The sequence below is a fragment of the Streptococcus sp. FSL R7-0212 genome, assembly GCF_038007985.1.
Taxonomy (GTDB): Bacteria; Bacillota; Bacilli; order Lactobacillales; family Streptococcaceae; genus Streptococcus; species Streptococcus parauberis.
Genome location: NZ_JBBOYF010000001.1, coordinates 705585 through 730278, shown reverse-complemented (window position 1 = coordinate 730278; position 24694 = coordinate 705585). Strand labels below are relative to the sequence as shown.

Sequence of the window (24694 nt, the reverse complement as noted above, 5' to 3'; positions counted from 1 at the left end):
CTTCTTATTTCCAATTACTATTTCTTCTTAAAATACCAGTATTGGCGTCCCATTCAGATTCGTCTGCTACATCTATTTTTCGATTAATTAAAATAACAGGCACAGCACTAGTTGAGAGGAAAGCTATTGGATGTTTATCCTTGTCACGAACTGTTGCTGCAAGTTTCAGTTTTGCATGATTAATAAATGGTAATTTACAAGTAATTGAGACTACTTTTTCGCCTTTTCCTTTTGTCATTAAATCCATCGAATTATCATTATACAAACCCAAGTTCGTATCAATATCTATGAATGACAAAGCAATATGAGTATCCATATCTCTTAAAACATTGTATTTAAATTCAATTTTTATTTCATCTTCAGGGGAAATTTGCGGTGATGTTAACAACTTAGCATCAAAATTATCAATTAAGATAACTTCTTTCTTCTGTACTTTTTGACCCTCTTCAGCAGTTTCAACTTCATCTGTCACAATAGCATTGTCAAAACTATATTGATTGGCTACATCGTCAGGGTTACCATACGCTTTTACTAAGCCGTCTTCAATAAGCACAGCACGATTACAATATTTTTTTACAGCACCCATATCATGGGTAACTAATATTGTAGTCTTTCCACTAGCTTTGCGTTCCATAAAGTAGTCGTTACATTTTCGTTGAAATGCTTCATCCCCAACCGCTAATACTTCATCAAGTATTAGAACATCTCCTTGTGCTTTAATTGCAACAGAAAATGCTAAGCGGACTTGCATCCCGCTAGAATAATTTTTTAGTTTTTGGTTCATGAAATCATGTAACTCTGCAAAGCTAACAATATCATCATACATACCATCTACTTCTTCTTGTGTGAATCCAAGCATGGCACCGTTCATATAGACGTTATCGCGTCCAGTTAATTCTGGATTAAAGCCCACACCTAACTCAATAAATGAAACCATTTTACCATCAACAGTCACTTGACCCTTTTCAGGAACATAGATTTGTGAAATGATTTTTAATAATGTAGATTTACCAGAGCCGTTTCGTCCAACAATTCCAAAAAAATCACCTTTATGTACATCAAAATTAATATCTTTTAAAACACGTTGCTCTGTAAAACCTTTTATCCCTCTGAATCTATTGACTAAAGTTGTTCTAAAGCTTTTTGTTGCTTCTGTCGGTAATTTAAAGGATTTACTAACATGTTCTACTTTTACTGCAATTTCTTTTTTAGTTTCTGTCATTAGATAATCTCCGCAAATTTCTTAGCATTTTTATTAAATACAATAATTCCTAAAGCCAAAATGCAAAAAGGTAGAATATAGGGAATAATAACATAATACCAATTATGTGACATTTGCCAAATTGTCGCATTTGCTCTGTCAATTAACAAATATCTAAAATCTTGAATCATCTGTGCAAGTGGATTTAACATTAGAATTTTTGCTGCTAAAAGATGTTGGTCAGATACAAATGTAATAGGATAAATTATCGGTGTCGCATACATGGCAGCTTGCATCAAAACTTCCCAAACTTGAGCTAAGTCTCGATAATAAACAAATAATGTTGATAAAAGCAAAGCTACTCCGACGGCTAACACAAATAGTTCAATAAATAAAAATACTGCAAGGTATGCATGTGAAGAAATGGTAACACCATTAATGACCGCAAAGATAAGTACGACTACTAGATTGATTGAAAAATTGATTAATGCGCCTAATACAGCAGAAAAGACAATTGTATGCTTAGAAAAATTTAACTTTCGGAGTAAATCTCCCCTTGTTACAATCGAAACCATTCCCATACCTGTCGCTTCTGAAAAGAATGACCAAATAACATTGGCTAATAACAAGGCAACAGGGAAATGCGGTACAGACCCACCTAATCTCAAGAAGCGGATGAAGACCAAATACATAATTGTAAACATCATTAGCGGTTTTAAGATGGACCATAGATAACCGATGGCACTTCCTTGATATCTTAATTTAAAATCAGTTTTAACTAATTCTTTCAAAAGAATACGATTCTTTTTACTGAATAATTCCATTACTTACTTTCTCCTATACCCTAATTTTGTAATAATTAGAGTTCTAAATATAAATGTGTGAAATGGTCTATTTTTTTTAAAACCATACTTTCTTAATAATTCTATGCGTGTTAAAAAGGGTTGTTCAATCAGAGTTACATATGATTCAATCATAGATTTCTTAAAATTATCTATATCCAATTCAAGTAAATAACTTGCTTGTTTTTGACTTGATGTAATTAGCCACCAATATTTCTTTAGAGATTGGCTTGGATTGATCCAACTATTGATTCGTTTTGACCACGTTCTAGCTCCTAAAACGTTAGCTTCATGCTGACGATATAGCTCCGTTGGCTGATCGATATAAACTAGTTTGCCTTTTGCTGCAGCAATTAAGGCTAAATACCAATCATGCATCAATAAGTTATCAGACTGTGTCCATAATTCTGCCAAACAATGATTAATGACTGATGTCCCACCAGTCACAGAATTCTCTGTTAATTCTGATAATAAATCTGTATTAGCGTGATCAGATTGATAACGAATCATGCTTTCTTGCAAAACTTCCAATTGATTATTGACAATTGACAAGTCTGTATAAACTAAAAGTGGTTCACTTTCATTATATTTCAATGCCTCTTCAATAGATATTTCAAGTTTCCTTGGTATCCAATAATCATCTTGATCACTAAAAAAGTAGAAATCAGCTACTTCATGTTTTACTAAAGTATAAAAATTTTTGATAACTCCAAAATTTTCTCGATCATTTTCATTAATAAAAACAATTCGAGAATCTATGTCTACAAACTCTTTAATGATTTGAGGTGTCCTATCACTAGACCCATCGTCTCGAATTAAAAGTTTCCAATCAGTAAGAGTTTGATCTTGGATACTTTTAATTTGTTGGGCTAGGTATTTTTCCCCATTGTATGTAGACATCAGAATATTAATTTTCATTTAAAAATAAAGCCTCGTATTCCTCTACTATTTTTTCCCATGTGTAATTTTCCTGAATAATTTTCTTAGCTTCTTGGCCTAGCGACTCATAGTTTGAACGTTCGTCGACACTATCAATTAACTGTGATAAGTCATTTTCTTTTTTAGTCCAATAGAGTGCACTGGTCCTTGCAACTGATTTATTAAAGTCAACTCCCAGTACTAAATTAAGATTGGTATGAGCTAACGCTTCTAATAAACCTGGGTTGGTTCCACCAACCTCATGACCATGAATATAAGCAAATGCATTTTCCCTGATATAATTAACAAGTTGCCTGTCATATTGTGTCCCAATGAATTTTATACGCTCATCTCTATTACAGCCGGTTTTTTTAATTAAGGTATCATAATAGGCGTTACCTTTATTATTACAAATGATAATCAAATCCCGTTCTGTGTGTGAAGTCATAAACTCATTGATAATCGTTTCATAATTATTCTCAGGTACAAAGCGACCCAAAACTAAATAATAGCCTTTTTCATTGAAGTCAAATTGATAAAAATAATCACGCACGATATCGTCTTCAAAAGATAAATTAGAGGGCTTAGTATCGGTTCCATAGGCTATGAATTTAGTCATGGCCCAAGGATAGTTGTCATTAATGTATTTTTCAATGCCAATATTGTCAGAAATAACTAAATCAGCAAGTTTGGTCATCTTCTTTTCAGCAAATTTTAAATACCATCTTACCGGAACTGGCCATTTTGACCTTTTCCATTCCAAACCGTCAGGATTGATGTAAAACAGTCCATCTCGATCCCGAATTTTTTTTACCAAAGGTCCCATAAAGCCACCTATGGTATTCCCTAATAAATAAAAAATCGGTTTGTCAATTTGATGTTGGTCAATATAAGACAGGGCATAATTTACGGCCATGATATCATAAGCAATGACTCGAGCTGGACCAAGTTTGGGAGGATTAATATAAAAACAATCCACTCCATTATATTCAAAGTGTTCATGATGTTGAGTATCGCTTAGACAAGCAACATGATAGCTAATATCAGGTGATTTTTGATGTGTCACTAATTGATCCACAAAAGTCTCGAAACCACCATATTTTGCAGGTAAACCTCGGCTACCAATAATAAAAACGTCTTGCATGTCACAGTGCCCCATTCTAAATATAATCAATGATTATTATAGCATAAAAGACTAGCAATAGCGATATTTTACCAATAGAAAAAGCCAAAGAGCTATGGTCTTTGGCTAAACTTTTTTATTTTTCTTCTTGTTTGTAAAACTCTTTTAAGGCATCTTGCCAAGTTGGAATCACAAAACCTGTAGCTTTTGCTTTATCTAAATTCATTGTAGAATTTAGTGGACGTTTTGCCTTAGCCGGGAAAGCAGATGAATCAACTGGAGTAACTTCAACATTTGTATCTTTTAAAATTTCTTTTGCAAAATCATACCAAGTTGTATCCTCTTTAGCATCATTTGACAAGTGGTAATAGCCAAAATTTTTATTGTTTTCAGCTAAATAGGTCATAAATTCTGCTAACGTACGTGTCCATGTTGGACGACCATGTTGGTCATCAACAACAGTTAATTTTGGATGTTTTTTTGCTAACTCTTGCATTGTGAAAACAAAGTTTTTGCCATAATTCCCAAAAACCCATGCCGTTCTGATAATGTAAAATTTATCTGCATATTTTTCAACTGCTTCTTCACCTAAACGTTTTGTTCTACCATATTCAGTTTTAGGATCTGGGACATCAGTTTCTAACCATTCTTCTCCAACTGGTTTTTGACCATCAAAGACATAGTCTGTTGAGATATAAACTAAGGTTGCATTATGATTTCCACATGCTTTTGCAATGTTTTCAGTGCCATCAACGTTGATTAATTGATTAAGTTTTTTGCCTTCGTCTTCAGCAGCATCTACAGCTGTGTAAGCTGCACAATGATAGACTAGAGTGGGTTTTACTTGTGAGAAAACTTCTTCTACTTTTTCAGGATTTGTGATGTCCATTTCTGCTACATCTACAGCGACATACTCTTCATTTCTTTCATCTAATAAATAACGAAGTTCTGTACCTAGTTGTCCATTGCTACCTGTAATTAAAATCATATATTTTTCTCCTTAAACTTGCTGTAATCAAGTATATAACTATCATATATTTTACAATAAAAAAAGGGATATTTCATCCCTTTTATACTTTTTATCGAATTCCTAGAGCAATTCGTGCATAACGACTCATTTTATCGACTGTCCAAGCCGGATACCAAACAAGTTTCACATCCACCGAAGTCACTTCTGGAACATCCTTCATAACATCATGAATTTGGTCAGTCAAGAGATCGGCTAGTGGACAACCCATGGTAGTTAAGGTCATATCAATTTGTGTATGACCATCATCCTTAAAATGAATTTCATAGATTAAGCCAAGATTGACAATATCAATTCCCAATTCTGGGTCAATTACCATTTCAAGTGCTTCTAAAATACGATCTTTAATTTTAGCAATTTGTTCGTCAGTATATTTTTTATCATCAGTCATGGCTCATATCTCCATATTTCATCTATTTCAAGGATTTTATTCTTTCTTGATCTTCTAGGCTCGTTTTATATTTCAAGCTCACCGTTAAAAAGGTCCAAACCAGTTTTCTCTTTAATTTCTAGGAAAACCGCTGATAAGTGTCACTGGCACTTATCAGTCCTCAATAAAGTCTCTTAATTGTTTGCTTCTGCTTGGGTGGCGGAGTTTGCGGAGTGCTTTGGCTTCAATTTGACGGATACGCTCTCTTGTAACGTTGAAAACTTTACCAACATCTTCTAAAGTACGCATTTTCCCATCATCAAGACCAAAACGTAGTCTCAATACATTTTCTTCACGGTCAGTTAATGTATCTAAAACTTCATCTAATTGTTCACGTAAAACAACACGTGTTGTATAATCTACTGGATTTTCAATCACTTCATCTTCAATAAAATCACCAAGATGGCTATCATCTTCTTCACCAATAGGAGTTTCAAGTGAAACAGGTTCTTGAGCAATTTTTAGAATTTCACGTACTTTATCAGGTGTCATTTCCATGCGCTCAGCAATTTGTTCTGGCGTTGGGTCTTGTCCTAATTCTTGTAACAAATTACGTTGTTCTCTAACTAATTTATTAATCGTTTCGACCATATGTACTGGAATACGAATAGTACGTGCTTGGTCGGCGATGGCACGTGTAATTGCTTGGCGAATCCACCATGTTGCATAAGTTGAAAATTTAAAACCTTTAGAATAGTCAAACTTATCAACTGCTTTCATAAGCCCCATATTACCTTCTTGAATTAAATCCAAAAATTGCATGCCACGACCAACATAGCGTTTAGCAATAGATACTACAAGACGTAAATTAGCTTCAGCCAGACGTTGTTTAGCTTCTAAATCGCCTTCATCAACAGCTACTGCTAATTCTTTTTCTTCTTCACCAGTTAATAGTGGAACAACCCCAATTTCTTTCAAGTACATACGAACTGGATCATTTACCTTAGCTGAATTACTTCCGATTAATTGCTCATCTGTAAGTTCTTCAGGTTTTGGTTCTTCAACAACATATTTAGATGAAGGATTTCCTTCTTTATCTGTGATAGAAATACCGCCATCAGTCAGGCGTTCTAATAAATCATCAATTTGGTCAGCATCTAAAACGAATGGGATAACTAATTTTTCTGTAATTTCATCATCAACTGCAGATCCTTCTTTTTTATGATTACGAATAAAATCTGCAACTTGAACGTTAAAAGTTGTAATATCGTTTTCTTTGGCCATTTTTTCCTCTATTCCATATTTCGTTTTTGCGCTATTAGATTTTCCAAAACTTCTAAGGCTAATTGATGGTCACCCTTATTGCTTGATTCTCTAACTTGTTTTCCTTGTTTATGAATATCTCTTTCTTTTAATAATCGCTGGCGCTTTTGCAGTAAATCATCAATCTCACCTGGTGCTACTTCTACAGGGAGACTTTCTTCTAATACGCGATAATAAGCTTGGGTGACTTCTTGAGAAAGTTGAGATAAATCCAGGGGACTAATTTCCCCATTAGTTTTTAATAACTGATACAACTCTTCTAAACTAGGTGTATCAAAATAAAAATTTTCTTTAGTTCGAAATTCATTTAATAAATAATCATTATGAATTATCCGGTGTAGTAAATGATTTTCCGTGCGAACTAAGGCTGTTATACTCTTACTAATAGGTAACGTAACCAAGGTTGATTCCGATTTAACAATCTGACCTTGTCGTTCTTGTCTATCTTGTAGTCGGTAACTGTTAACAGACTGTTCAACTTGTAAGTAATCAAAATCTGGTAATAAATCAGAAACACGATTAATGTATGAATTTTGTGCTGTTATAGATGGATCGGCTGCAATAATTTTCGCTATCTTTTCAACGTAAGCAATCTGAGACTGCAAATTATCCATATTTTCGGGTAAAAAGTAATCGATAAAAAATTCTGTGCTACTAATTCTAGAATGACTAAGTAGATTTGCCAACTCTTCTTCAGAATTCTTTTGAATAAATTCATCTGGATCCATCTGATTTGGAATTCTAACAATTTCAACTTGAAACTCTTTTAATAAATCTAGAGATTTAGCAATTGCATTTTGACCAGCACTATCACCATCGTAAGTGATAACGATTTTCTTAGTTAATTTTTTCAGATGATTGACATGCTCTTGAGTCAATGCCGTCCCCATTGAAGCGATAGCATTTTCAAAACCTGCTCGATAAGCAGCAATTACATCCATAAACCCTTCCATCAAAAACACTTCATGTGTTTTTGAAATAACAGGCTTGGCCTTATCTAAATGGTAAAATTCAAAGGATTTATTAAAAAGTACTGTAGCTCTTGAATTCTTATACTTAGCAATTTTGGCCGCTTGATCTTTTTCAGTCCATATCCGTCCTGAAAATGCTATCGTACTACCTCTTTCATCAGTTAATGGGAACATTATCCGATTTCGAAAGGCATCATAAATGGTATTAGATTGCTCCGATAAATTAAAAAGGCCCGAAGCTGCTAATTCTTCTTCACTGTATTTTTTTGATAAGCTTTGAAAAAGATAGTTACTTTCATCAGGCGCCAAACCAATATTAAAATGCTCTAATAACTCATCTGTCATCCCTCTATTATAAAGGTAGTTCCTAGCTTTTTGCCCAACAGTTGTCGTCATTAAGACAGCGTGGTAAAATTTCAAAGCATCTTCGTGAATTGCTATTAATTGTTGGTGAGCTGAGACACGTGGACTATAGTCTTGCCTTTGTGAGGCTATATTGACCGCCATACCAGCTTTTTCAGCTAAAATTTCAACGCTTTCTAAGAAAGGAACTTGCCGATATTCTTCGACAAATTTAAAAACATCTCCAGATTTGCCACAACCAAAACAATGAAAAAATTGTCGGTCTTCTATGACATTAAATGAGGGTGTCTTTTCTTTATGAAAGGGACACAGTCCTAAATAATGTCGACCTGATCGTGAAAGACTGACAACTTCTCCAATGACATCAACAATATTTAGGCTATTTTTTATTTGGGAAATCATTTCTTTATCAACTGCCAAGACTTCACCTCCCCACAAAAATCCCATTTTAATTTTATCTTTATTATATCACTTGAAAAGAATTTTGTAAATTTAAAAAAACAAGGTTAAATTGGTTGTCATTATCATAAAATTTATGTTACGATAATCTTAACTAAGAAAAGGGGAATTCTAATGATAAAAGAATTAAAAGAATTTTTATTTAAAGGGAATGTGTTAGATTTAGCTGTAGCTGTTGTTATTGGTGCTGCATTTAAAGCAATCATTGACTCTTTAGTTGCTGATGTGGTTACTCCACTTATTTTAAACCCAGTTTTAAAAGCTGCTGGTGTTTCTAACATTGCTGAATTAGTATGGAATGGTGTTAAATATGGTAGCTTCATCGCTGCTGTTATCAACTTCATAATCGTTGGTACTACTTTATTCTTCGTAGTTAAAGCTGCAAATAAAGCTATGAGTTACCGTAAAGTTGAAGAAGAACCAGTTATCGCTGGTCCTACTCAAGAAGAACTACTTGTTCAAATCCGCGACTTACTTGCAAGCAAAGAAGTTTAAGAAGATATAAAAAATGGAAGCCTTTGGCTTCTTTTTTTTCGGGGCCATTTTGAAGAAGAGAATCAAAAGCAGTCTTTCTTACGAAAGACTGCTTTTATGTTCTATAAATTAGAATTTTTTACGTTTGCGAGCTGCTTCTGATTTGCGTTTACGTTTTACAGAAGGTTTTTCGTAGAATTCACGTTTACGTGATTCTTGAAGAGTACCAGCTTTAGTTACAGAACGTTTGAAGCGACGAAGTGCATCGTCAAGTGATTCATTTTTACGTACTACTGTTTTTGACATGTGTTTCACCTCCTCAAGATATCGTAACATTTTCACGTTCTTAACTATATTACATGACTTTTCGGAAAATGTCAATAAATTTTTCATGTATGGATTCTTTTGGAGGAATTAAACTTTGACAAGAATTTTAATCAACTGCTTTTCCTGTTAGTTTTGCTGCTTCTTTTATAAATTTTTTATAGCCATCCTTAGCTTTTAGTTTAGTTATCACTTTGTTTGTTGTAGCTTTTAACTCCTTGCTGCCTTTTGGCATTGCTACTGCTTTTGCATCACCTTCACTAGTTTTTAGCTTATAATCTGCAATTGCTAATTCAGGATTTTGAGCAAGATAACCTTCTGCTACTGGTCCTTCTAAATCAACTGCGTCAACTTGACCAGATTTTAATTCATTGACAGCTTCACTCATAGCAGTTAACGAAACGATGTGCGATGATTTCAATTGCTCTTTTGACAACCCCTCTTCTATCGTCCCTTTTTGGACAGCCACTTTTTTGTTGGCTAAACTATCCAAATTTTGTAATTGATTTTTATTTGATGCTTTAATCAAAATTGCATTTTCAGTAGAATAGTATGGTTTTGAAAAATCATAAACTTTTGCACGCTCTTCTGTATAAGAAATTCCTGAAATGGCCATATCTGCTTTACCCGTTTGAACACTTGATAAGACATTATCAAAACTCATCGGTGAAATTTCTAATTTGACACCTAATTCATCAGCAATAGCTTGTGCCAATTGAACATCAGAACCGACAATTGTATCTTTGCCATTTTGCAATGTTTTGAATTCAAAAGGTGCATAATCTGGACTAAGAGCGACGACTAATTTTCCATCCTTTTTAATCTGATCTTGGAGACTTTCCTTACTGCTGTTACCACAAGCAGATAAGCTTAAAAGAGCCATAGTTGCAACTACACTAGTTAAAATTTGTTTTTTATTCATGATAAATTCCTCATCTATTTTTTATTATCTGCTTGATACTTGTTTAAAGCTAAGCTCAAGCACTGTAAGCCCGCAATTAAGGTTTCCTTTTTGCAGGTATAGCCAATTCTGACATATGACTCACGGGCAAAGCGATTACCCGGTACAACCAAAGTCTCATATTCGTTTAAAAGGTACCGACAAAAGTTTTCAATTGGACCTTCAATATCAAGTTTGACAAAAGCTGTCGAAACTTTTTTGGGTGCGATCATACTTGCTTTGTCTTCTTGAGTTACCCACTCTTGCAAAATGGCCAGATTTTCACTTACAATCTGTTCATTCCTTTTGAGAATTTTATCTGAGTGAGAAAGGGCTAAACTAGCCACCTTGTCATCAAAGACGCCTGCACAAATCATTGTGTAATCCCGATAATTTTTTATTTTCTTACATATGCTTTCTGCAGCAGCTATCCAACCAATCCTAAGGCCAGGTAAGGAAAAAGTCTTGGATAAACTGTTGACGCTAATTCCTTTGTCATAAAGGTCGACAATTCCTAACAATTGATTGCTCTCAAAGGAATGATAAACTTCATCAGACAAGAGATAAGCGCCACAGGACCTAGCAATCTCCACCAGCTCCAGGAGATAGTCCCGATCCATATAAGCTCCAGTAGGATTGTTAGCATTATTGATAGTAATCAACTTTGTCTTAGGTCCAACCAGATTTCTTAATTCTTCTAAATCCGGCAACCAATTATTTTCTTCTTTAATGTGCCAGTAGTCAATAGATGCCCCCATTGACCGCGGAAGATCATAAAGTTGTTGGTAACTGGGATAATGAGCAATGATTTGATCACCAGGCTCAACCAAAGTAAAAAGGACGGTCAAGTTGGCACCTGTTGCCCCATTGCTCTGCAGGATATTCGAAGCTGTTTGATTCCTGTATAAATTTGCAACAGCTTGCTTGAACTGAGGTGACCCTTCAATCCACCCATAGTCCAGAGTTGTCTTGGCCAATGTCTGGTAGAATTGACTCCTGTTTGTTCCAGTAATGTCAAATAACTCATTTAGTGAGAGAGAAGAAATGGAGACACCAGCTATATCATATTTAGCCAATTTTTCGTTTTCATTTAACCATTCTTCAACTCCAAAAATTGGTAATTGCATATCTCACCTCCTGTATAATAATTAATAGAATATAGTATATTTATTCTATTGTCAAGTCTATTTGCATAATTATTCCAAGAAAAAAGAGCTGAATGTAATCAACTCTTTTTTATAAGGTTATTATTTCAACTTTTTTTCCACCAAGTAGGACTAAATGTTTTTCAATCTTATGAATGCCATAGGCTTGTTGGAGAGCTTCTGCATATAGTTCCATTTGGTCTTGGTAACGATGGCCAATGTCAAGAGGATTCTTGTACTTGTCAGTTTTATAATCAAAAAGGATAATTCTATCATCAAAACGTAAGAAACCATCAATGATCCCACGAACAACAAATTTTTCGTGGCTGGCATTATCCATTTTGAGCATGGCAAATGGTGCTTCACGATATAAACGTTCTTTATTTCTTTGAAGCATTTGACCTAATGCAGTATGTTCAAAGAAATCAAACACCATATTGAGGTTTAATGCTGCTTTAACTTCCTCACTTGCATCAATTAACCTTTTAGCTTCTTCAACATCATCTAAGCTAAGAGAATCAGAGATGGGAATTCGCTGCATTAGTTCATGCATTGCTGAACCAATATCACTAGCCAATACTGTTTTTTCTTTTGAAAAATCAGGCAAGACAATTTCAGCCGGTAAAAATGGTGTTTTACTGATAATGTCAATCCCTTCAGAAGGCATAATTGGTTCATAAAACTTCTTAATTTGACTTGGGGTACGAACTGTTGGTAAAGTAATCGCCGCGTGGTATGTTTGATTTAGCTCTTGGACTTTATCCAACATATCAATGGCACGCGCAATCTCATCAGTCTGCCGGTTATTTTGGAGATTATCAGGATCTAAACTATGTTTGTTTTCTAAATGGCCAATTTCTTGATCAGTAAGTTGACTATCATCAATATATGCTAGATTAAAATGCAAGTCTTTTAGTGGAAAGGCAGCCTGGATAGCGAGAATCCATTCTTGAAAGCTTTGCATACTTTCTCTTAAAGCTTTCGGTAAGTGGTTTCCTTCTTTTTGACCATCAAATTTATCTACTAATTTCTTTTGACTTCCTTTACCAATCAAATACAATTTTTTCTCTGCTCTGGTCATCGCCACATAGAAGAGTCGCATTTGTTCTGATAGGGTAGCAAAGATTAACTCCTGACGATTCATTTGGTAAGGAATTGTTTCCAGATAAACTTTTAGACTAGCCAGTTGATTAGCTTGTAATTTGTCTTTTAAATCAGCTAAAAATTTAATTCCAGCCCCACGGTGGTGGCTTAAAATCATCGGTGAGTGGATATCTTTCAAGGCAAATTTTTTATCACAGTTTAAGATAAAGACATACTGAAACTCTAAGCCTTTCGATTTATGAATAGTCATGATACTAACCGCATCTTTTGGTTTCGCAACATCAACATCAGCCAAATCATTTTGACTATTTAGAATTTTATCAATCATTCCGATAAACCGTGTTAAACCTTTAAACCCTGTCTTCTCGAATTGCTGTGCCCGTAAGGCAAGTGCGTACAAGTTGGCCTGAGCCTGTTCAGCTTTCGGTAATGTTCCAACAAAATCAAAATAGAATCGATCATTATAAATTTTCCAAATTAGGGAATACAATGATTGCTTCTGAGAATAGGTTCGCCATTGACTAAGATAACTTAGAAATTTGCCAATTTTTTCGGCTAATTCAGTAGTAATTAATTGTCGCTGCTGACCCTGTCCACTTTTTGCTAGTTTTAATTTTTCATAATAACTATCTAACTTTTGAGTTTGGCTTGTCTGCAAAGCAATTCTTGCCAATTGATCTTCGTCAAAGTTAAACATTGGCGATCGCATTAAGGCAACCAAAGCATAGTCATTATAAGGATTGTTGATGGATCGAAGGGTTTCTAGCATAACCATGACTTCTACTGACTTCAGATAGTTTTCTTGACCGCCATCTGCCACTAGTGGTATGCCGTACTGATTAAAGGTTTGAAAAATACTGTCATTACGCGTTCTGGATGAGACCAATAAGGTAATTTCTGAAAAGGGTACAGCTTCTTCTTGATGAAGACGGATTATTTCTTTTGCTACAATCTTGACTTGACCTGGGCTAAGGTTGTCATTGTCACTTTCTGAATCAGGTTCAGGATTACTTGTCTCATCTGTGTCATAAATCCAGACTTGAGCTTGATTACTTGTTTTCAGTTCTCTTTGTTTTGCACTTCCTGGGATGAGACGATGATTGTCATCATAAAGGATATCACCAATTTCTTCATCCATCAAATGAGTAAATATAGCATTTGTTACATCAAGAACTTCCGATTGACTCCGGAAATTTTCTTTTAGTAGGATTAATTTCCCTTGATTTGGATCTTCCTGATACGCTTTAAATTTACTATTAAAGATTTGTGGGTCAGCTTGACGGAAGCGATAAATCGATTGTTTTATATCACCTACCATAAAACGATTATGCCCACTTGATAATAAGTCAAGTAGTCGTTCTTGCATGTGATTGTTATCCTGATACTCATCAACCATTACTTCATGGTACTTATCTTGATACAGCTGTCTAATCTCTGGGTATGTTTCTAGAAGAGCAATTGCAAAATGAGCAATGTCTGAAAATTCAAAAGCATTCTCAATTTTTTTGCGATCCAGATAAGCATTTGAAAAATCAACAACAAAATTTTTCAGAAGGATTAAAAGTGGGATACTTTCTGCTTGATACTGAATAATGGTATCAAGATGACGTAAGTTTCTTAAGCTAGCATTAATTTGCTTATAGACTTGATAGGCGATTTTGTTAACTGTAATAGAATCTCCTGCTGGTAATAAGTTTGAAACTTCGTTAGCTAAATGACTTATCTTATCTTTATCTTCAATATAATTAAACTCATTAGCGTTCTGCTCTAAGTAATCAATTATTTTTAAGTGTCCTGTATACTTAGCCGTTGGTTTACCATCTTTTTTCTCTTTTGGATAACCTTCCATCTCAGTTAAATCACGTAATTGCTTTGCTGTTTCAGACATGATTTTGAGGAAATCAGTGATAATATAATCCGGTAAATCAGCATAGCCTTGGTAGTCTTGTGCTCCTTTTAAGAAAACCTCATCTAGCCATAATAAGGGATTTTCCGTTGATTGACTGAAGGTGTAGACCTTATTGACAATTTCCTTAAAACCATTTGAATCCTTGCGATTTCCAGAAAAGTTTTTGACTAGTCTGAGGAAGTCACCAGTCTCATCTGATGCCATGTAAATTTCAAATAGGTCCTTATAAATAATATCTTTTATAACATCTTGCTCAGACTTGTCTTGCATAATGCGATATTTGGGCGCAATTCCTAAGGTATAACCATATTCTGAAATCAACTTTTGGGTGAAGGAATCCATTGTTCCTATGTCAGCTATGTGTATAGACTGGAGTTGGTAATTGAGAAAAGATTTCATCTCATAATCATCACTAGCTTTAATTGCCTCAACTAATTTCTTTTCAAGACGTTCTTTTAATTCCGTAGCTGCTTTAACAGTAAATGTAGAGATAAACATTTCCTCGATTGCAACTCCACGGAGAAGCTTATCTATGATTCGTTCAACCATAACAAAGGTTTTACCTGAACCAGCTGAAGCTGATACAAGAACATTTTGTCCACTTGTATAAATGGCTTCAATTTGCTCAGGTGTCCGTTTTTGCTTTTTATTAGAACTTGCTTCATGTAATTGCAAAGCTTTGATTTGATCAGCAGTTAAAAATGGCTTAAAGTTCATTTGGACTCACCTCCTTTTTCATCATGGTTAAAAATCCTTCCCTTTTTTCTCTAGTCGGAAGGGTCACTAATTGACGAGCTTGACCCATATCAAGATCAGATTCAAACCTTGTAATTGCTTTTAGTTGATCTCCCTTAACAGTTTTTCCATCCTCTGTATATGGATTAATCAAGAAATGACCTCTACGAATCAAACCTTCAGCTTCCTCATAGAGAAATTGATTAAAGGCGACTAATTGATTTACTTCTTCTTGGCTATACAAGTTATTTTTAGTTTGGTAGGAACCGTCTGAAAGCTTCTCTTTTTCATCTTCTAAGAAAATACCTTTATAAGTTAAATCTTTGTATACTTCCTCAACTAATTTATCATCCAACTGTTTAAAATCTTTTAAATCTAATTTAGGATCTTGTAAATGTAAGTACATAGCACCAAAAATAGAAATCGCTTTTTCTTCTGTCGACATGGCTGCCGCTTTTTCTTTTAAGGCTGCTAAATAGGTGACTAGCTGTGAATTTAAGCCATTGTAAAAACGGCCGATGTCAAATTTGTTAGCACTTGACTTGTAATCAACAATACCAATACTATCATCAACAAGTTGATCAATCCTATCAATTTTACCTTTGACTAATAAGGACTGAGTAATTGGCAATTCAAATGCTTCTTCCTGACTTAAGACTTTAAGATTCTGATTAAGTTTTAGAATGCCTGCAGTTGATTTTGCGATATCTTCTAAAACTTGTAAACTGTATCTGCCCTGCGCATCTTCCAAATAAAAATGTTTAAATTGATTGTTTTGACGTGTTACATTTAAGGCATCCTCTACCTTCTGGTCAAAATCAATTGGACGATGATCGCCCATAATTGTTTCAAATACTTTGTGTAAATAGGTACCGTGTTGGCGAGCATCTGGATGGATAGTTTGCAATTCTTGCAGACCAAGAACATATTGCAAGAAATATTTGTATTGATTATCAAAAAAGACAGTCAAGGCTGATGTTGAAAGTGACATTGGTTTTTGCTCAGGATACCTTAATGACATGACTTCTTCACTAATAGCCTTAGTTTCCAAATGATTCTTTGCTTGTGGAAACTGAAGATTTTCATTTGCAAGGCGTTTCTTTAAGTAACGAAGCATAACTGTCCAGAAATTTTTATCTTCTTCTTGCAATTCACCTTCAATAGCACCACGATTTATTTCAACGAGTTGTGATAACAAGGACTTATAGTTACCAATATCTAAGTCAGTTCGTGACAGACTATTTTTCCCTTTTTCTTCAATCAGAATACCATATTGATGAACTGATTTCAGATAAGTAGACATATCCTCAGAGGACTCATTTAACATCAGCGGATAGCTTAAAAGTAATTCTTCTGTTGCTGCATTAAACAATGATAAGGCCGTAAAATGATTCTTTTTGGCATTATCCTGACTTGCAAGGTCAAATCGATGGAAATAATCCTGATCTTCATTAGTTTGACTTCTTTCTTGATCAGAAATAAGACTGGTATTTTTTGTCTTCTTAGGAAAATTATTTTGAGTCAATCCTAAAGCCATTACAAAGGACTTACTGTGAGGTTCTACTAGATCATAAGATTTAACAGTGACCACATCTAATGTTGCAGGAACTGCACGGTAATTAGCAGCTTGCATAGCCATTTTCAAAAGGGATAAGGTTTGATCTAAAGTCAACTTTTCATTTGCAAAGACTAGTTGGAAATCCTCTAGAATAGATACGAAGGTTTTCCAGACTTCCTGATCACGCTCTTGTTCATTTTCATCTTGCACTGTCATCATCTCTTGAAAGTTCTTCGGCAAGTCGACTGCATTTAAGAGTGTCATTAGTTTCTCGAGAAGCGACAGCCCTTTTTGCTTCTGACTTTTGAATAACTGGGCTAAATTACTAAAGGAAAACTCTCTGACCTGGTTCACTATTTCCAAATCAAAACGAAAATGATTATTGCCATCTGTTGAGTTTACCTCAAATGGACGTGAAAACTTGGTGTAACCATTAATATCAGCAAATTCAACATAAGCTTCAAACTGATCAACCCAGTCTTTCTCAAAATGTCCAAAGAGCCCTGATTTCAAAAGGTTAACTATGTCCTCCCGACGCCAATTATAGGAACGACATCTCTCCAAAGATTCTACAAACTGAACCAAAGGATGATGTAAAATCGCCTCCGAGCGACCTAAATAATATGGAATCTCATACTTATCAAAAACGGGACCAATTTGCGCCTGATAAGCCTCAACATCGCCTAACAGAACTAAAATGTCCTTATAGCGATGACCCTGATACAACTTTTGGCGAATAGCTTTGGCGATATGCTCAAGTTCCTCTTTTTGATTGAGCGATTGCCAGATATGAATCCGCTCTCGAGCTTGCGCTGGCAACATTTTGTCGGTCTGAGTAAAGTCCGCTTCAGCCTCCAATAATTCACTTAAGAGACCAAACTCTTCATGAAATGATTGTTGACTAGTAACATACTCCATCTTAGCCTGAAAATGACCAGATAAGTCCCTCATAAAATCTAAACTGGCTTGATAAAGATTTCCTTCAATATATGATTTGGCTTGTGCTTTTTTACTGATGTAGGTTCCAATCACGACTTCTTGACACTTATCGTTCAAGGCTGCAACTAACAATTCTTCTTCTGCAGAAAAACGGGTAAAGCCATCAATAACAAGCACAGTTGTCGATAACTCTTGGTCTAAATGGCCTTGTATTATATGGTCAGTTAGAGAATTAAGAGGATTCTCTTGAACTAAGGATTCTGCTTGCAGTACTTCTTCAATTTTTGTGAAAATAGTAATTAAATCATGTGCTTTACGTTCGTTTTCAAAAGAAATATCGAATACAGATAAATTTGAAATTTTTAATTCTTTATAAAGGTCTTTTAACTGTTCGACAAAGGTTAAGTCAGCTCTCAATTGACTATAAACAGATAAATCATCCTCTGTAAGTTGCATAATACTTCTGTAAATCACCATCACTAATGCTGCGTCAGACAATGTATTAGGATGATTATCAATATCAAGTGTAAAATAACGAGCCAATTGAGCAAATCGAGTAATCGTAATATCAAACGAGGCTTCTCTATCAAGTAATTCTAGGACCGATCGTTCCTTTTCAAAAGATAATGAGTTTGGAGCAATATAAAAAACCTTGCTACCAGTTTGTGCATAATCTTGAGCATGGTTGACTAGAATCTGTGTTAAAGAATTATTTATATCAGTATATAGTAATCTCATCATTACCAACTCTCTATATTTAGTATTCTCATTATACCAAAAATAATGTTATTAAACTGTCCCCAAAATGATGATTCTATTGAAAAAAATAGCGCTTTCGATTAAGAAATCAAGCAATTCTCAGCAAAATAAATTATAATATAAACATGAACCACAAGTTATTATAAGGAGATAAAGGGGCTATTACATGAAAACAGATAATATGAGAGAAAGTTCGAATGTTGAAGATAGACGCGGTGAAACGTCAGGATCCTCCTACGGTGGGGGATTTGGTGGCGGAGGCGGTGGGGGAGGCCTTGGCATGCTCCTACAACTACTCTTTTCAAGAGGCAGTTGGAAATCTAAAATCTTAATCCTCATTGTTATGTTAGTAATGGGAGGTGGCGGCCTCTCTGGAATCTTTACAGGTGGTGGACAAGAAAGCACTGGTAATAATAGTTCTTATCAATCTACAAAGGTCACTGAAACAAAAAGTGCTGATGCCTCTGAAGAACAAGTGAAATTTGTTAGTAAAGTTTTTGCTTCAACTGAAGATTACTGGACACAGCAGTTTGAAAAAGAAGGTAAAACTTATGATAAACCAAAATTAGTTCTTTATACTGGATCAATTCAAACAGCCTGTGGTCAAGGGCAAGCTGCTGCTGGACCTTTCTATTGTTCAGGAGATAATAAAGTTTATCTTGATATTTCATTTTATAACGAATTAAGTGATAAGTATGGGGCGGCTGGTGATTTTGCCATGGCTTATGTTATCGCCCATGAGGTAGGTCACCATGTGCAAAACTTATTAGGAACAACAGAGGAATATGCTCAAGCAAGACAAGGAAAAAATGATACCGAAGCCAATCATATGAATGTTCAATTGGAGTTACAAGCTGATTACTATGCTGGAACGTGGGCTAAATATGTTCAAGGTGAAGGCCTTTTAGATAAAGGAGATATTGAAGAAGCTATGTCTGCAGCAAATGCTGTTGGTGATGATAAATTGCAAAAAGAAGCTTATGGTCGAACAATGCCAGATAGCTTCACTCATGGTACTTCCGAACAACGTAAACGTTGGTTTGATAAAGGTTTAGAATATGGAGACCTTCAACACGGGGATACATTTGCCGTACCATATGACGGATTATAAAAAAAAGGATTGCTATGCAATCCTATTTTTGTTCACTTAATTGACCGTCTTTAATTTGATAGACCCGATCACAATCAGAAATCATTCTTAAATCATGTGTAACCATTATGATAGCTTTATTTTTTTCTTTTGCTTCTTTAGCAAGCAGTTTGACAACATCAAAAGCACGCTCGGTATCCAGACTAGCAGTTGGTTCATCAGCTAGTACTAATGCCGGATCATTATACAATGCTCTAGCAATGGCTAATCGTTGTCTTTCACCCCCTGAAATTTCCTGCGGAAGTTTATGTCTTAGATGTTCAATAGCCAATTCTTTAAACAGCTCATTTTGCTTGTTTATATTTTTTGTTTTATTCAATTTATCCACTAATTCCAATTGTTGTTTAGCATTTAAAAACGGAATTAAGTTTGAGGCTTGCAAGATAAAACCAATATCTTTGAAACGTAATTGTGATCGTTTCTTTTCAGATAAATTTGTATAATCATGACCATTAATCATAACTTGACCACTACCTGGACCTTGCAGCCCACCCGCAATGGTTAAGAAAGTAGACTTACCTGATCCTGAAGGACCAACTAGAGCAACGAATTCCCCTTCCTCAATTGAAAATGAACAAGGTTTTAAAGCTTGAATCGTTTTATCCCCATCTTTAAATTCTTTTGTAATTTCCTTAAATTCTAATACTGGCATAACTACTCCTATCCTATAGACTTGAGGGGGTCAATTCTGACAATGGCAATAACGGAAAAGAGACTTCCCAAAATTGCAAAGAGCATCATTAGTGCAAATATGACTGCATAGAGCACCCAGTTGCCTTGGAAAGGCACTGCTTGGGGTAAAACTATGGAGCTCAGCCATGTCCCTAAAAGCCCTAATGAACTACCAATAAAGCTAAGGATAATTGTTTGCGAGATAACGGCGTTGGCAATTGTTTTGTTAGCAATCCCTTGAGCTTTCATGATGCCAAAAATTGGTGCTTTTTGAATGGTTAAGACATACATAAATATGCCGATAATAATAGCGGAAATTAGAATCAAAAAGCCAATCATAAAACCGAAAGTCAAAACTTGGGCATTATAGCCTGGTAACTTTTGGATAAATTTTTTACTTGTCATTTTTTGAAACTTACTTTCATTAAATGACTCAATCTTTCCTTTAACCACGTATGCATTAACCTTTAGGTTGTTCTTACTTGATGGTATTTGATTAAGCTTTTGAAAGTCGTCTAAGGATAGGTGAATCACGGGAGCAACGTTAAAGGTTGCTTTTTTTGTTATCCCAACTATTTTAAATTTTTCTTTGCTGTTCGCCTCTGTTAGGGTATCTCCAACTTTAAAATTTGCTTTCTGGGCTAAGGATTGGTCGATTAGAATTTCCTCTTTATTCCTCAACTCTCTTCCGTTAATAACTCTAGGAATAAGTGAAGATGTCTTATCTAGTCCAAAAAAAGCAACTTTTTCTTTGTCAGATTCTTTTGGGTCTTTTTTATTCCAAACAACGGTATTGATTTCTGCCAGTTCTTCAACCTGCTTAGCCTTAATTTCTGACTTGTCTTTAAGCGAAAGCTTGGAGAAATTTAAGCTAGCGTTAGCGTCCTTGGATAAAAGAATGGTATCTGCCTTCCAGTTATCAATAGCGGAGCGATTCTCCTCAATTAGTCCAAAGGCCAAGCCTGACAAAAAATACATAAGGTAAGCAATCAATAATAGTAAGCCCATAATTAAACTATACCTTAGCTTTGCTGTTTTCATTTCATTTAGTGCTAGAAACATTTTTTCTCCTTCATTCCCTGATTTGAAAAGGGAGAATGGTAACATCACCCTTTTAATAAGTAAATTTTATATTGAAAACTAAATCCTGTCGTAGTACTTTTTTGACATTGCAACTTCTAGAAATATAGGCTAGTAAAGCTTGCTCAGTCTCTTCTTCCAGTTTCTCTGGTAATTGAATCGTTTGATTAAATCTATCATTTTCAAAACTGGTGCTAACTGTTATTGGCATTACTTCAATTGCATATTTTCGTTTATAAAAGCCTTGTATACACATGGTAACACAGGCCCCTAGTGCAATAACTACTAAGCTCATCGGTGTATCACCCTCATTGGTTTGACCAAATAATTCTATGCTATCACCGTAACCCTCTGATGTGGCATGATATAATTTATCTCCGAAAACATTAGCTTGGTACATTATAATTCCTCTTTCGTTATTTTCTCTATTTTAACAAAATGAAATCTGAAAGGCTAAATAACTGTTTGTGAACTAACAATCTAATCTTTGCTTTAGATTTTGGTAAGTTTCTCGACTTAGTGAAACCCCTTTATTTGCTACCACCTGACTAGCAAAATAATTGGCAAAATCCAAATCTTCTTTGATGGTTTGATTATTTAAATAAGCTACCATAAAAGCACAATCATGACTATCACCAGCACCAACTGGTGGTAATAAAAGAATTGACATTTCTTTAAGGGCTATTGAAACATTAAATGCACAGCTACCTAGCATCATTTCCTGCGAAATAAAATGAACATCTTCTTTTCGACTGGGGGAGACGAGCCAAATTAATCATGACATCACAAAGAGTTGAACCAATTTACTAAAATCTTATTCATTATTTTCCTACAGCTGCAGTTTCAGTAATTTTATTTTACAAAAAAACCTGAACTTCCGCTCAGGTTTTCATTTTATCTGATTTCAGCATTAACTTGCTCTGTTAAAGCATTGGTAATTTTCTCAATATACTTAGCGACTTTTTCGTCTGTTAAGCTTTCATTTGGATTTTGGAAAGTTAAGCTATAAGCCATTGACTTTTTACCTTCACCAAGTGAAGGGCCTGCATAGACGTCAAAAAGTTTAACTGATTTAAGGAATTTTACTTTTGCAGAAGTGATCGCATCTAAAATAGCTTGGTGACTAACTTCTTGATCTAATAGTAAAGCAATATCACGAGAAACCGCTGGAATTTTTGGAATTTCTTGGAATATGTAGTCATCCGATAAAAGTCCTTCAATTACAGTTAGATTCAACTCAACAACGTAAGTTGCCGGAACATCATAATTACTAGCCGTTTGAGGGTGAATTTGACCAACAAAACCAAGCAGATGATCATTATGATAAACACGTGCTGTCCGTCCAGGGTGCATACTTGCCATTTCTTTTTCGGCTTGATAAGTGACCTCTAGACCTAACTTTTCAAACATGACTTCAAGAATTCCTTTGGCATAGAAGAAATCAACTGGCTGTGCTTGCGTTTGGAAGTCTTTATCAGCAATCAAACCAGAGATGGCGAATGCAAAAGTATTGACTTCCTCAGGTAACTCTTCTTGAGGATTTCCAGTTTGATGGAAAACTTTGCCAATCTCATAAATAGCCATATTGTTATTTTTTCTAGCCACATTATAAGCAATAGTGTCTAACATTCCTGAAATCATGTTTTGGCGCAAAACAGAACGATCAATCGTCATTGGCCACATCAACTCAGTTAAATTACTTGCTTCAAGAGTGAATTCTTTTGCTTTATCTGGAGTAGTTAAAGCGTAAGTAATCACTTCATTTAATCCAGCACCTTCAGCAATTGTTCTAATTTGTCGACGTAATTTTTGTGTTTTTGTTAATTCACCAGCAGTGCCACCAGCTTCAGGCAAGGTTGTTGGTAAATTTTCATAACCATAAATACGGGCAATTTCTTCGACCAAATCAGCTTGGATTGAAATATCCCAACGGCGACGTGGTACAGATACCGTAAAGTTTTCAGCAGAGCCATTCAAACCAAATCCTAATTGAGCAAATACTTGTTGAATATCCGCATAAGTTAGTTCTGTTCCTAAGCGAACATTGACATAATCTAAGTTTGTTGAAACTTGAACAGATTCTGTTGGTAATTGACCAGCTTGTATTTGACCTGATAAAACAGTGCCATTTGCTAGCTCTGTTAGCATTGCTGCCGCAAAATCTAAAGCTTCTAAAACAGTGTCATAATTTACACCTTTTTCAAAACGAGATGAACTTTCAGAGCGTAAGTTTAAACGGCCACTTGTTTTACGAACTGATTTGCCATCAAAAACTGCAGCTTCAAGAACAACGTTTCTTGAAGTATTGTCAATTTCAGTCGCTTTTCCACCCATGACACCAGCAAGTGCAACAGCTTGATTATTAACTGAGATAACAATGTCTTCTTCAATTAGCTCACGTTCTTCACCATCGAGTGTAACTAGTTTTTCACTAGCCTTTGCCTGACGGGCAATGATTTTTTTACCGTCAAATTTATCCAAATCAAAGGCATGCATTGGTTGTCCAAAATATAAAAGAACATAGTTTGTCACATCAACCACATTATTAATTGGTCTGATACCAGCATTCATCAAGAGATTTTGTAACCATTGTGGACTTGGGGCAATTGTGACATTTTCAACTATACGACTAGCATAAGTTAGTACTTTATCAGTCTCAATGGTAACTTCTAAGATATCACAAGCTTCTTGATTACTCTCTACTAGCTCTTTGTCAGGGAAAGCAACTGTTTTACCATAAATCGCAGCCACCTCATGAGCTACACCACGCATTGACAAAGCATCTGCACGGTTTGGAGTGATTGATAATTCAATAATTTCATCATCTAAATCAAGTACTGGGAAAATGCTTTCCCCTGGAATCGCATTCTCTGGTAAGATTTGTATACCTTCTGAATATTCTTTTGGAATAATTGAATCTGAAAGACCAAGCTCTTGGAGAGAACAGATCATCCCCAAAGATTCCATTCCACGGATTTTACCTTTTTTGATTTTGTAATTATCTGCAATACGAGCACCCGGAATAGCAACAATAACCTTAATACCAGCTTTTACATTGGGTGCACCACAGACAATTTGACGAGGCTCATCATCACCAGTATCCACTTGACATAAATGCAAGTGTGTATCAGGAACATCTTCACAAGATAAGATGTTTCCTACCACAAGTTTTGAGAGACCTTCAGAAGGCACTTCGACACCTTCAACTTCAATCCCAGTCGTCGACATTTTTTCAGCTAATTCTGCTGAAGGGACATCAATATCAACTAATTCTTTTAACCATTTATAAGATACTAACATAAAATTCT

At 35.1% G+C, this 24694-nt stretch carries 20 protein-coding genes; 2 read left to right on the top strand and 18 right to left on the bottom strand.

Going from position 1 to position 24694, the window contains the following annotated elements:
• Positions 1-4: 4 nt before the first annotated feature.
• From MKY69_RS03840 to dnaG, 8 genes are all read right to left on the bottom strand, one after another.
• Entirely contained in the window at positions 5-1222 is a 1218-nt protein-coding gene (locus MKY69_RS03840; protein WP_103347043.1) for an ABC transporter ATP-binding protein, read from the bottom strand.
• Entirely contained in the window at positions 1222-2025 is an 804-nt protein-coding gene (locus MKY69_RS03835) for an ABC transporter permease (protein WP_003103004.1), read from the bottom strand. The genes MKY69_RS03840 and MKY69_RS03835 overlap by 1 nt, the downstream gene beginning before the upstream one ends.
• 3 nt (positions 2026-2028) lie before the next feature.
• Positions 2029-2961 (bottom strand): glycosyltransferase family 2 protein, encoded by a 933-nt coding sequence (locus MKY69_RS03830; RefSeq protein WP_003105744.1) that lies wholly within the window; start codon positions 2959-2961, stop codon positions 2029-2031.
• A complete protein-coding gene (gene cps2T / locus MKY69_RS03825) occupies positions 2951-4105 on the bottom strand; it encodes a beta 1-4 rhamnosyltransferase Cps2T (protein WP_003106534.1) in 1155 nt (384 codons plus the stop codon). Before cps2T ends, MKY69_RS03830 begins: the two co-directional genes overlap by 11 nt.
• A gap of 115 nt (positions 4106-4220) precedes the next feature.
• A complete protein-coding gene (gene rfbD, locus MKY69_RS03820; RefSeq protein WP_003103693.1) occupies positions 4221-5072 on the bottom strand; it encodes a dTDP-4-dehydrorhamnose reductase in 852 nt (283 codons plus the stop codon).
• A 91-nt stretch (positions 5073-5163) separates the two neighbouring features.
• A complete protein-coding gene (locus tag MKY69_RS03815) occupies positions 5164-5502 on the bottom strand; it encodes a metal-sulfur cluster assembly factor (RefSeq protein WP_013793810.1) in 339 nt (112 codons plus the stop codon).
• 153 nt (positions 5503-5655) lie between these two features.
• Positions 5656-6765, bottom strand: a complete 1110-nt coding sequence (gene rpoD / locus MKY69_RS03810; protein ID WP_003105447.1) for an RNA polymerase sigma factor RpoD — start codon at positions 6763-6765, stop codon at positions 5656-5658.
• An 8-nt stretch (positions 6766-6773) separates the two neighbouring features.
• Positions 6774-8585, bottom strand: coding sequence for a DNA primase (dnaG, locus tag MKY69_RS03805; RefSeq protein WP_003106531.1), 1812 nt, complete (start codon positions 8583-8585; stop codon positions 6774-6776).
• Positions 8586-8711: 126 nt separating this feature from the next.
• On the opposite strand from dnaG, the gene mscL reads away from it, so the two are divergent.
• The gene (mscL, locus tag MKY69_RS03800; protein WP_003104850.1) at positions 8712-9092 is read left to right on the top strand and encodes a large conductance mechanosensitive channel protein MscL; all 381 of its coding nucleotides are present in this window, start codon (positions 8712-8714) and stop codon (positions 9090-9092) included.
• A gap of 108 nt (positions 9093-9200) precedes the next feature.
• On the opposite strand, the gene rpsU is transcribed toward mscL, so the two are convergent.
• The 5 genes from rpsU to rexB form a co-directional block, all read right to left on the bottom strand.
• Positions 9201-9377, bottom strand: coding sequence for a 30S ribosomal protein S21 (gene rpsU, locus MKY69_RS03795; RefSeq protein ID WP_000048058.1), 177 nt, complete (start codon positions 9375-9377; stop codon positions 9201-9203).
• A gap of 127 nt (positions 9378-9504) precedes the next feature.
• Positions 9505-10317, bottom strand: coding sequence for a transporter substrate-binding domain-containing protein (locus MKY69_RS03790; RefSeq protein ID WP_003104103.1), 813 nt, complete (start codon positions 10315-10317; stop codon positions 9505-9507).
• Positions 10318-10331: 14 nt separating this feature from the next.
• Entirely contained in the window at positions 10332-11462 is a 1131-nt protein-coding gene (locus MKY69_RS03785) for an aminotransferase (RefSeq protein WP_311981275.1), read from the bottom strand.
• 109 nt (positions 11463-11571) lie between these two features.
• A complete protein-coding gene (addA, locus tag MKY69_RS03780; protein WP_340790987.1) occupies positions 11572-15210 on the bottom strand; it encodes a helicase-exonuclease AddAB subunit AddA in 3639 nt (1212 codons plus the stop codon).
• Positions 15200-18463 carry an ATP-dependent nuclease subunit B gene (rexB, locus tag MKY69_RS03775; RefSeq protein WP_340791884.1) on the bottom strand — a complete coding sequence of 1088 codons (3264 nt, stop codon included), beginning with the start codon at positions 18461-18463 and terminating at the stop codon, positions 15200-15202. Before rexB ends, addA begins: the two co-directional genes overlap by 11 nt.
• 187 nt (positions 18464-18650) lie before the next feature.
• On the opposite strand from rexB, the gene ypfJ reads away from it, so the two are divergent.
• Positions 18651-19595 carry a KPN_02809 family neutral zinc metallopeptidase gene (ypfJ, locus tag MKY69_RS03770; protein ID WP_003106525.1) on the top strand — a complete coding sequence of 315 codons (945 nt, stop codon included), beginning with the start codon at positions 18651-18653 and terminating at the stop codon, positions 19593-19595.
• 22 nt (positions 19596-19617) lie between these two features.
• Here ypfJ and MKY69_RS03765 read toward each other — a convergent pair whose 3' ends face one another.
• The 5 genes from MKY69_RS03765 to pheT form a co-directional block, all read right to left on the bottom strand.
• Positions 19618-20286, bottom strand: a complete 669-nt coding sequence (locus MKY69_RS03765; RefSeq protein ID WP_340790986.1) for an ABC transporter ATP-binding protein — start codon at positions 20284-20286, stop codon at positions 19618-19620.
• 8 nt (positions 20287-20294) lie between these two features.
• Positions 20295-21368 carry an ABC transporter permease gene (locus tag MKY69_RS03760; protein WP_340790985.1) on the bottom strand — a complete coding sequence of 358 codons (1074 nt, stop codon included), beginning with the start codon at positions 21366-21368 and terminating at the stop codon, positions 20295-20297.
• A 52-nt stretch (positions 21369-21420) separates the two neighbouring features.
• Positions 21421-21786, bottom strand: a complete 366-nt coding sequence (locus MKY69_RS03755) for an OsmC family protein (protein WP_003106515.1) — start codon at positions 21784-21786, stop codon at positions 21421-21423.
• Between the two features lie 72 nt (positions 21787-21858).
• Positions 21859-22104, bottom strand: coding sequence for a PfkB family carbohydrate kinase (locus MKY69_RS03750; protein ID WP_340790984.1), 246 nt, complete (start codon positions 22102-22104; stop codon positions 21859-21861).
• A 176-nt stretch (positions 22105-22280) separates the two neighbouring features.
• Positions 22281-24686 (bottom strand): phenylalanine--tRNA ligase subunit beta, encoded by a 2406-nt coding sequence (pheT, locus tag MKY69_RS03745; RefSeq protein ID WP_340790983.1) that lies wholly within the window; start codon positions 24684-24686, stop codon positions 22281-22283.
• Positions 24687-24694: the final 8 nt, after the last annotated feature.